Annotated in this window: 8 protein-coding genes; 6 read left to right on the top strand and 2 right to left on the bottom strand. The window is 76.0% G+C overall.

Going from position 1 to position 9340, the window contains the following annotated elements; all coding sequences use genetic code 11:
* Nucleotides 1-120: 120 nt before the first annotated feature.
* Nucleotides 121-756 (top strand): class F sortase, encoded by a 636-nt coding sequence (locus tag ACZ6EJ_RS24870; protein ID WP_469270140.1) that lies wholly within the window; start codon nucleotides 121-123, stop codon nucleotides 754-756.
* 22 nt (nucleotides 757-778) lie between these two features.
* On the opposite strand, the gene bla is transcribed toward ACZ6EJ_RS24870, so the two are convergent.
* A complete protein-coding gene (gene bla / locus ACZ6EJ_RS24865; RefSeq protein ID WP_469270138.1) occupies nucleotides 779-1735 on the bottom strand; it encodes a class A beta-lactamase in 957 nt (318 codons plus the stop codon).
* Nucleotides 1736-2112: 377 nt separating this feature from the next.
* Here bla and ACZ6EJ_RS24860 point away from each other — a divergent pair, with 377 nt between their 5' ends.
* Together ACZ6EJ_RS24860 and ACZ6EJ_RS24855 are read left to right on the top strand one after the other, a co-directional pair.
* Nucleotides 2113-3015 carry a LysR family transcriptional regulator gene (locus ACZ6EJ_RS24860; protein ID WP_469270136.1) on the top strand — a complete coding sequence of 301 codons (903 nt, stop codon included), beginning with the start codon at nucleotides 2113-2115 and terminating at the stop codon, nucleotides 3013-3015.
* Nucleotides 3012-3926: a serine hydrolase gene (locus tag ACZ6EJ_RS24855; RefSeq protein ID WP_469270135.1), complete on the top strand. Its 915-nt coding sequence runs from the start codon at nucleotides 3012-3014 to the stop codon at nucleotides 3924-3926. Before ACZ6EJ_RS24860 ends, ACZ6EJ_RS24855 begins: the two co-directional genes overlap by 4 nt.
* Before the next feature lie 25 nt (nucleotides 3927-3951).
* On the opposite strand, the gene ACZ6EJ_RS24850 is transcribed toward ACZ6EJ_RS24855, so the two are convergent.
* Entirely contained in the window at nucleotides 3952-4968 is a 1017-nt protein-coding gene (locus ACZ6EJ_RS24850; protein ID WP_469270133.1) for a patatin-like phospholipase family protein, read from the bottom strand.
* Between the two features lie 640 nt (nucleotides 4969-5608).
* On the opposite strand from ACZ6EJ_RS24850, the gene ACZ6EJ_RS24845 reads away from it, so the two are divergent.
* Genes ACZ6EJ_RS24845 through ACZ6EJ_RS24835 form a run of 3 tightly spaced genes read left to right on the top strand, consistent with a single transcriptional unit; the run spans nucleotide 5609 to nucleotide 9266 of the window.
* Nucleotides 5609-6955 carry a discoidin domain-containing protein gene (locus ACZ6EJ_RS24845; protein ID WP_469270132.1) on the top strand — a complete coding sequence of 449 codons (1347 nt, stop codon included), beginning with the start codon at nucleotides 5609-5611 and terminating at the stop codon, nucleotides 6953-6955.
* On the top strand, nucleotides 6955-8253 hold the full coding sequence (locus ACZ6EJ_RS24840; protein WP_469270131.1) for an MFS transporter: 1299 nt from the start codon (nucleotides 6955-6957) through the stop codon (nucleotides 8251-8253). Before ACZ6EJ_RS24845 ends, ACZ6EJ_RS24840 begins: the two co-directional genes overlap by 1 nt.
* Nucleotides 8250-9266: a TolB-like translocation protein gene (locus ACZ6EJ_RS24835; protein ID WP_469270130.1), complete on the top strand. Its 1017-nt coding sequence runs from the start codon at nucleotides 8250-8252 to the stop codon at nucleotides 9264-9266. The genes ACZ6EJ_RS24840 and ACZ6EJ_RS24835 overlap by 4 nt, the downstream gene beginning before the upstream one ends.
* Nucleotides 9267-9340 lie beyond the last annotated feature (74 nt).

The raw sequence follows: 9340 nt of genomic DNA, 5'->3' as shown, positions 1-9340 counted from the left end.
CTCTCCCCCCGGGCGCGGGGGGGGAGGGGGGGGCGAAACATCTGCCCCCCCCCCCCCCCCCCCCCCGGACCGACCCGCGCCTGCCGTCTCTCCATCACGCTCAGCGTCACCTTCTCGCTCGTGACCGCCGTGGTCCAGGGGTGCGACGACGACTCCCCGGACCTCGGCCCGGCCACGGCCACCGCCGCGGCCGCCGCCGACGGCAAGGTGCCCCGGCGCCCGCCGGCGGCCACCGGGGCCCCAGCACAGCCCGCGCCCCGCGCCTCGACGACCGCCGCGCCCGTCGCCCCGCTGCCGCGCTCCCCGGCCACGAAGCTCACGATCCCCGCCCTGTCCCTGGAGGCGCCGGTCGTCGCGCTCCCCCTCGACCCGGCGGGCCATCCGGGGGCCCCGCCCATCGGCAAGCCGAAACTCGTCGGCTGGTACGCCGACGGCCCGACGCCGGGGGAGCGGGGGACGGCGCTGGCGGTCGGCCACCGCGACACCCTGACGGGCCCGGCCGTCTTCCTCGACCTCGGCAGGCTCCGCCCCGGCAACACCGTCAGGGTCGCCCGCGCCGACCGGCGCACGGCGGTCTTCACCGTCGACGCCGTACGCACCTACGACAAGGGGTCCTTCCCCGACGAGCAGGTGTACGGCGAGCGGGGGCGGCCGGAGCTGCGGCTGCTGACCTGCGGCGGGCGCTTCGACAAGAAGACCGGCTACGCGGCGAACGTGGTGGTCTTCGCGCATCTGACCGGGGTGCGGACGACGTGACACGGGCGGGGCCCGTAGGCCCTCAGCCCCCGTCGGGCCGGCCGAGCACGCCGAAGGCGACCTCGGCCGCCTTCGCGATGAGGGCGTCCCTGCGCTCGGCGTCCTCGGTGTCGCGGCGGCTCAGGACGGCCAGCGCGATCGGCGCGCCGCCGGGCGGCCAGGCGATGGCGATGTCGTTGCGTGCGCCGTAACCGCCGGAGCCGGTCTTGTCGCCGATCTGCCAGCCCTCGGGGGCCCCGGCCCGGATGGTGCGGTCCCCGGTGGTGTTGCGCTTGAGCCAGTCGGTCAGCACGGCCCGCCGGTCGGCGGGCAGGACGTCCCCGAGGACGTAGGCGCGCAGGTCGGTGGCGAGGGCGCGGGGCGTGCTGGTGTCGCGGGGGTCTCCCGGCGTGCCCTCGCTGAGGGCGACTTCGTAGCGGTCGCACCGGGTGACCCGGTCGCCCAGGCCGCGCAGCGCCTTCTGGAGCCCGCCGGGGCCGCCGAGTTCGCGGAAGAGGAGGTTGGCCGCCGCGTTGTCGCTGTAGCGGACGGCGGCGTCGCACAGCTCGCGCAGGGTGAGCCCGGTGGCCACGTGCTTCTCGGTGATGGGGGAGTTGCTGACGATCTCGTCGCGGTCGTAGCGCACCAGCCGGTCGAGCTGCCGCAGGGAGTAGCGGTCCAGCAGGGCGCCGGCGAGGAGGGCCTTGCAGGTGGAGGCGTACGCGAAACGCTCGTCGGGCCGGTGGACGACCGTCCGGCCGCTGCCCGTGTCGATCGCGTAGACCCCGAGGCGGGCGTCGAAGGCCCGCTCCAGGTCGGCGAAGGCCCGCCGGGTGCGGGCGTCGGCGGACGTCGGGGAGGCGGAGCCGGCGGCGGACGGGCCGGCGCCGGAGCGGGCCGGCGCGGCGGCGTCCTTCGAGCAGCCGGCCAGCGGCAGGGCCGCGAGCCCGGTCAGCGCCGCGAGGACGGTGCGGCGGGAGGCGGTGGTGGGGGTGCGCATGGTTCAGCATCTCCGTTCCGGCGCGCGAGGGCGCGCGCCCGCGTCGGGTGTCGAGGGGGAGGGCGGCGGACCGGGCCGCCGCCGCGCGTCGCGGGGCTGCGACGCCTTTGGATCAGCGGGCCCGCGACCGCCCGTGCGGCACGGGGTCGATCCGGCTTTCCGTACGCGTCAAGGTGTGTGCTCCGTTCTCGTTCCGCGCCCGTCGGCCCGCGGGGGAGGCGTCCCCGTACGGGCGGGCGCGGGCGGCTCCGCGGGCGGGCCCCGACCCGGCAGGCCGGGCGACGCCCCTCGCGGGGCGGCTCGACCGGCCCCTGCGGGAGTCAAGTCCGACCCACGCCGAATGTCGAATATGCTCTCGGCATCACGACGATTCGCACGTGGTATCGCCGCACGCCAGGGGGTGCGCCGTGCTGACGGAACGGCATCTGGAAATCTTCGTCGCGCTGGCCGAGGAGGAGCACTTCGGGAGCGCCGCACAGCGGGTCGGCATCACCCAGCCACCGCTGTCCCAGGGCCTGAGGCGGCTGGAGGCGCTGCTCGGCGTACGCCTCTTCGACCGTGACAGGGGCGTGTCCCTCACCGAGGAGGGCGCCCTGCTGCTCCCGCACGCCCGCAGGGCGCTGGCCGCGCTCGGGGAACTCCGCGAGACGGGCGCCCGCGAGCAGGCCGACGGCCGTCGCCTGCGGATCGGACTGGACCCGGAGGTCCCCACGGCCCTGGCGGCCGACGTGGCCGCCGCGCCGGTCCGGGCGGGCGGACGCACGCGCATCGGCATGGTGACGGCGTCGACCTCCGCCCTGCTCGGAGAGGTCGCGGCCGGGCGGCTGGACCTCGCCGTGGTCCGCCACCCCGCCGTGCTGCACGGCCTCGCCGCCGGCCGCGTCGTCCTCCTGCCGACGTGGATCCTCGCCCCCGCGGGCGAGAGCGGCGCCGGCGGCGCGCTCCCGCCCCGCCTCCCCGTCGCCGTACGCCCGAGAGCCGAGGCGCCGGCGGCCCACGACCTCTTCGTCGACACCCTGGCCAGCCGCGGCCGCCGAGTGCGGACGGTGGTGGTCTCCGATGAGCGCGCCGCCCTCGCCCTGGTGGCGGCCGGCCAGGCGGTGCTGGTCACGGCGGACGACACGCTGACGGCGACCGGCGTCGAGCGGCGGGCGTCGGCCGACCCGCCGCTGCCCCTGCGGCTGCGGGTGGCCTGGGACCCCCGGCGGCCGGACGCGCGGGAGATCGCCGAGACGGCTCGGCTGCTGGAGGACACCCTGGTGCGGAAGGAGGCGCCGTGAACGCGCGGAGAACCGACAGCGCCGTGGAGCGGACCCTCCGCGGCATGTTCGACGACGCCGGCGTACGCGGCTGGCTCCATGTGGCGGAACTGCACCGCCCGGAGGCGCTGGTGGCCATCGACCCCGGCGAACAGCTCCCCATCGGCTCCGTCTACAAGGTGCCCCTGATGGTCGCCTTCTGCCGGCTCGCGGACGCCGGGGCGCTCGACCCGCGCCAGCGGCTCACGCTGGAGCCCGACGAACGGGTCCCCGGCCCGACCGGCGTCTCCGTCCTGAGCGACCCCGTCACCCTGTCCCTGCGCGACATGGTCGTCCTGATGATGACGATCTCCGACAACACCTCGGCCGACGCCGTCCTGCGCACGGTCGGCCCGGACGCGGTCGACGCCATGTGCGGGGAGCTGGACCTGCCCGGCACCCGCATCCACGGCGGAGTCGTCAGCACGTTCCGCCGGCTGGTCGCCGACACGGGCGCGCGCTCGCTGGACGCGGCCCTGGCGCATGTGGCGGACAACGACACCGTCGTGCCGCCCGGCGTGTACGACCCGGCGTACAAGGCGTCCAGCACGCCCGCGGACATGGCCCGCCTCCTGCGGGCCATCTGGACGGGGCGCGCCGCCTCCGAGGAGCGCTGCGCCTTCATGCGCGACGTGATGCGCCGGCAGCCCTGGACGCACCGGCTCGCCTCAGGGTTCCCCTACGACGACGTCACCGTCTACGGCAAGACCGGCACCTTCGGCGCCATGCGCCACGAGGTGGGCGTGGTCGAGCTGGCCGACGGCAGCGCCTACACCGCCGCCGTCTTCACCCAGGCCGCCCGGTCCGACGTCAGGCTGCCGCGCGCCGACGCGGTGATCGGCGCCGCGGCCCGCGTCGCGGTGGAGGAGTTGCGGGGCCGCCAGGGCACCTGACGCGACCGCCCGGCGCCCCGCCCCCTCACCCCAGCAGCCGCCGCATCGCCTCGCGCCCCGCCGCCAGGGCCGCCGCGAGCGTCCTGCCGTCACGGGTGAGGCGGCCGACCCGCGGCGCGTCGGGGGACGGGCGGACGGAGAGGACGGCGGGCTCCGCGCCGGGGCCCGTGTCCGCGCGCGGCTCCTGACCGCCGAGCCCCGACCGGTCGTAGGCGCCGAGCAGGGCGTCGTCCTCCAGCAGGCGGCTGCCGCGGGCGAAGAACGCGTCGTGCAGCGGCTTGGGGTAGCCCCGCAGGGCGGTCGCGGCGACGAACCGGGCGCCGTGGGACGGCCGCCCGCCCGCCGCGGCGGCAGCGGCCCCGGCGGGCGGCGCCGTGCGGGAGCGCAGCACGAGCACATGGGTCGCGCCCTGGGCCAGGGCGGTCCGGTACGGGATGGACTCGGCGAGCCCGGCGTCGTAGAAGACCCGGCCGCCCAGCTCGACGGGCGGGCCCGCGAGGAAGGGGAGGGCGGCGCTGGCGCGCAGGGCGAGCCGCAGTTCGGCGGGGCCGGTCAGCAGGGGGCGCAGGTCGGTGGAGACGCCGGTGTGCGCGTCGGTGGCGAGGGGGTGGTACGCCACCGGGTTGGCCAGGATGGACTCGACGTCCATCCGGGCCACCTCGCAGTAGAGGTGGTCGACCAGGTGGCGCACGTCGACCACGGGACGTCCGCGCCAGACGTTGGACAGGCGGATCATCGCCTGCGCGTACATCGGTTCGGCCCATCCGCTCAGGTTCTCCGGGGCGCTGCTGAGCAGCCAGGCTCCGGTGAGCGCTCCGGCCGAGGCCCCGTAGACGGCGTCGAAGGAGTCCGTCAGACCCGCCTCGTACAGGGCGAGGGCCATGCCGGCGGAGATGGTCCCGCGCATTCCGCCGCCCTCGATGACCAGGGCGACGCGCGCGCCGTCGCGGCGCGCACCGGGCCTGCTGCCCTCGCGCGAGCGGTCGGTGATCACGCGGAGCACGGCGTGGCGTCGCCCGGCCGCGGGGTCTTCTCGGATCATGCGTCCTCTCCTCTGCGCCGGCCCGTCCCTCCCGCCCCGGCGCGCGGGCGGGGGACGGCCGGACCGCCGCCCGTCGACGGCTGCCGTGCCGCCGCTCCCCGGACGCGGGGCGAACGTGCGTACGTTACCGGAGCCGGCGGCCGCGTCCGGCAACCTCCGCGCCCCGGCCCCGCGGGCGCACGCGCCACCGGCCGGGGCGAACCCCGCACCGCCACCGCCGTTCCGCCCACCGGCACCCGTGCGGCGGCGGCCAGGCGCCCCGTGCTCCGGCCGCGTCTGCGCCGCGCGGCGGCCCGCGCCGCGACGCGCCCGTGTCCGGTCGATCCCGGTCCTCCTCCCCGCCGCCCGGCGCGGCGGCGCAAACCCCGTGCGCCGGGGTGCGCCGGGCGCGCAGGGCCGGGCGGCGCGCGCCAACGAGGGGGCGGACCAAGGGAGTTCGCGTACTAGTAGGAAAGTTTACTGTCAGCTAGCATTCCGGGCGGCGGCTTGGCGCGGCGCCCCGTTCCCTGGGGGCGTGACGCGCTCAGTGAGAGCTCTGGCCCGGCCGCCGCGACGCCGCCCCCTGCCCCGGCACGGGCCGGGACGCGACGTCACGCACCGCCGCCCAGCTCTCGCCACCCCTCAGGCCAGGAGTCAAGGGATGCATCCGAACCGTTCCGTTCCCCTCCCCACCCTCACCCGGCGCCATACGGTCGGCGTCGCCCTCACCGCCGTCCTCCTCCTCGTCGGCAGCCTGCTGCTCGCCCATCCCGACCGGGCCGAAGCCGCCGCGGACCCGTTGATCTCGCGCGGCAGGGCGGCCACCGCCTCCTCCGTCGAGGACTCCGCCTTCGGCCCGGAGAACGCCTTCGACGGCGACCCGGCCACCCGCTGGGCCAGCGCCGAGGGCGAGGACCCGCAGTGGCTCCGCGTCGACCTCGGCGCGACCGCCACCATCACCCGCGTCACCCTGGACTGGGAGGCCGCGTACGCCGAGTCCTACCGGATCGAGGCGTCCACCGACGGCTCCACCTGGACCCGGCTGGCGAACGAGACGGTCGGCGACGGCGGGGACGACTCATGGTCCGGCCTCACCGGCAAGGGCCGCTACCTGCGCGTCTACGGCACCGCGCGCGGCACCTCGTACGGCTACTCGCTGCACGAGGTCGAGGTCTACGGCATCCTCGGCGAGACGCCCCCGGAGACCGGCGCCTTCACCGTGGTCGCCGCCGGCGACATCGCGGCCCAGTGCACCGCCTCCGACAGCGGCTGCGCCCACCCCAAGACCGCCGCACTCGCCCAGAGGATCAACCCGAAGTTCTACCTGACCATGGGCGACAGCCAGTACGACGACGCCCGGATCTCCGACTTCCGCGCCTACTACGACAAGACCTGGGGCGCGTTCAAGAGCAAGACGCGCCCGGTGCCGGGCAACCACGAGACGTACGACCCGGCCGGGCCGATGGTGGGCTACAAGACGTACTTCGGGTCGATCGCCTACCCGCAGGGCAAGAGCTACTACAGCTTCGACGAGGGCAACTGGCACTTCATCGCCCTCGACTCCAACACCTTCGACGACAGCGCCCAGATCAACTGGCTCAAGGCCGACATCGCCAAGAACACCAAGCGCTGCGTCGCCGCCTACTGGCACCACCCGCTGTACTCCTCCGGCGGCCACGGCAACGTCCCCGTGAGCAGGCCGGTCTGGAAGATCCTGTACGGGGCCAAGGCCGACCTCGTGCTCGGCGGACACGACCACCACTACGAGCGGTTCGCCCCGCAGAACCCCGACGGGAAGGCGGTGGCCGACGGCATCACCCAGATCGTCGGCGGCATGGGCGGCGCGGAGCCGTACCCCATCGAGACCGTCCAGCCCAACAGCCAGAAGCGGATCAGCGGCGGATACGGCGTGCTGAAGATGAACTTCACCGACTCCGGCTACAACTGGAGCTACGTCGGAACCGACGGCAAGGACAAGGACACCAGCCCGAAGTACTCCTGCCACTGATGTATCTGGCGACCACAGGCCGCCGGGACGCGTCGGCCCCGCCCCGCACCGGCGGGGCGGGCCGGCGCGTCCCCGGCACCGTCCTGGCACTCGGCGCGGTCAGCCTCGTCACCGACGTCTCCTCCGAGATGGTCACCGCGGTGCTGCCGCTCTACCTGGTCTTCGGACTGGGTCTGTCCCCCCTCCAATTCGGCTTCCTGGACGGCCTGTTCAACGGCGCGGCCGCCATCGTGCGGCTCGTCGGCGGACACGCGGCCGACCGCGGCCACCGGCACAAGCGCGTCGCCGGGGCCGGCTACGCCCTCTCCGCGCTCTCGCGGCTGGGCCTGCTCCTCGCCGGCGGCGCCACCGCCGGCATCGCGGCGGCCCTCGCCACCGACCGGGTCGGCAAGGCCATCCGCACCGCGCCGCGGGACGCCCTGATCACCCTGAGCAGCCACCCGGACGAGCTGGGCCGGTCCTTCGGCGTCCACCGGGCGATGGACACCACGGGGGCCCTGCTCGGCCCGCTCGCCGCCTTCGCCCTGCTCTGGGCGACCGCCGACGCCTACGACGCGGTGTTCGTCGTGAGCTTCTGCGTGGGCCTGCTCGGCGTCCTGCTGCTGTTCCTGTACGTGCCGGGCCGGGAGGCCGCCCCGGCGGCGAGGACCGCGCCCCGCGGCAGGAACGTCTTCGCCGCGCTGCGCGATCCCGCCTTCCGCCGCATCCTCGCCGTGGCCGCACTGCTCGGCGCGGCCACCATCGGGGACGCCTTCGTCTACCTGCTGCTCCAGCGCGCCCTCGACCTCCCCCTCGGCTGGTTCCCGCTGCTGCCGCTCGGCGCGGCGGCCTGCTACCTCCTGCTCGCGATCCCCGCCGGGCGGATCGCGGACCGCGTCGGCCGACGGCTGCCCTTCCTCCTCGGCCACCTGGCGCTGCTCGGCGTCTACGCCGTCCTGCTGGCCCCGGCCGGCGGCCCGGCGGCGCTGGTCCTCGTCCCGGCCCTCGTCCTGCTCGGCGTCTTCTACGCCACCACCGACGGGGTCCTGATGGCCCTCGCCGGTCCGGCGCTGCCCGCCGAGGGCCGGGCCGGCGGGCTCGCCCTGCTCCAGACCGGCCAGGCGCTGGCCCGCATGGTCGCGGCGGCGGGCTTCGGCGCCGCGTGGACGCTGTGGGGGCCCCGGCCCGCACTGTGGGCGGCGCTCTCGCTCCTGCTCGCCGCCCTCGCGGGCGGCTGGGCGCTCCTGCCGCGCAACCCGCCCGGCTCCCCGGCGCCCCGAGCGCCGGAAACCCAGAACTCCGAGAGGCGGACCGCATGAACGCCCGATTCCCCAGCCCCGCCGCCCCGCTCGGCCGCCGGGCCCGCATCGCGGTCGTGCTGGCCGCGGTGCTCCTCCTCGGCGGCGGCTCCGTCGGTTACGTCCTGCACGCGGAGAACCGGTCCGCGGGGCGGCAGGTCGACGCCGACGCCTCGTTCACCCTCGACGGGCCCGCGCTGTACTTCCGGGACACCGCCACCGGGCGCGTCGCGTACCGGCCGCCCGCCGGGAGCCCCGGCCCCCGTACCGCCGAAGGCCCCTCCTGCGACCGGTTCTACGCCTCCGGCGACCACGCGCTCTGCCTGCGCGCGCGGCCGGGGGTGCTGCCGAAGACGGACGCGATCGTCCTCGACCGCCGACTGCGCGAGACGCGCCGGGTCACCGTGCCGGGCGTCCCCACCCGAGCCCGCGTCTCCGCGTCGGGGCGGATGCTGTCCTGGACGGTCTTCGTCACCGGAGACTCCTACTCCAGCAGCACCTTCTCCACCCGGACCGCCGTCCTCGACCTGCGCACCGGCTACCTCGTCAAGTCCATCGAGGACATCCCGCTCACCATCGACGGGGCCCGCTACCACGCCCCCGACGTGAACTACTGGGGGGTGACCTTCGCCCGTGACGACGACCGCTTCTACGCGACCGTCTCCACCAAGGGCCGCACCCACCTCGTCGAGGGGAGCATGGGGGACTGGTCGGCGAAGACCCTGCGGCAGAACCTCGAATGCCCCTCCCTGTCGCCGGACAACACCCGGATCGCCTTCAAGAAGAAGGTCGGCGGCGACCCGTCCGCACCCTGGCGGCTGTACGTCCTCGACCTGCGCACCATGCGCGAGAAGCCGCTCGCCGAGACCCGCAGCGTCGACGACCAGGCAGCCTGGCTGGACGACGACACCGTCGCCTACGCGCTGCCGGGCAGGGGCGGCCGGCCCGGCGGCGTCTGGACCGTTCCCGCGGACGGCACCGGGGCGCCCCGCGAGACCGTGACGGGCGCGTCGTCGCCGGCGATGGTGGGCTGAACCGCCCGGCGGCGAGGGCCCGTTCGGGGGGCGCCGGGCCGTCGAACGGGCGGCCCGGCGCCCTCGTCCCCACG

This window comes from Streptomyces sp. NPDC041970, assembly GCF_055588985.1.
This window is presented reverse-complemented; position numbering and strand designations above follow the sequence as displayed.

Bases quoted from the DNA above. Each gene is read 5' to 3' on its own strand.
- bla (WP_469270138.1), bottom strand. From the start codon at position 1,735: ATGCGCACCCCCACCACCGCCTCCCGCCGCACCGTCCTCGCGGCGCTG.
- ACZ6EJ_RS24850 (WP_469270133.1), bottom strand. From the start codon at position 4,968: ATGATCCGAGAAGACCCCGCGGCCGGGCGACGCCACGCCGTGCTCCGC.
- ACZ6EJ_RS24845 (WP_469270132.1), top strand. From the start codon at position 5,609: ATGCATCCGAACCGTTCCGTTCCCCTCCCCACCCTCACCCGGCGCCAT.
- ACZ6EJ_RS24840 (WP_469270131.1), top strand. From the start codon at position 6,955: ATGTATCTGGCGACCACAGGCCGCCGGGACGCGTCGGCCCCGCCCCGC.
- ACZ6EJ_RS24835 (WP_469270130.1), top strand. From the start codon at position 8,250: ATGAACGCCCGATTCCCCAGCCCCGCCGCCCCGCTCGGCCGCCGGGCC.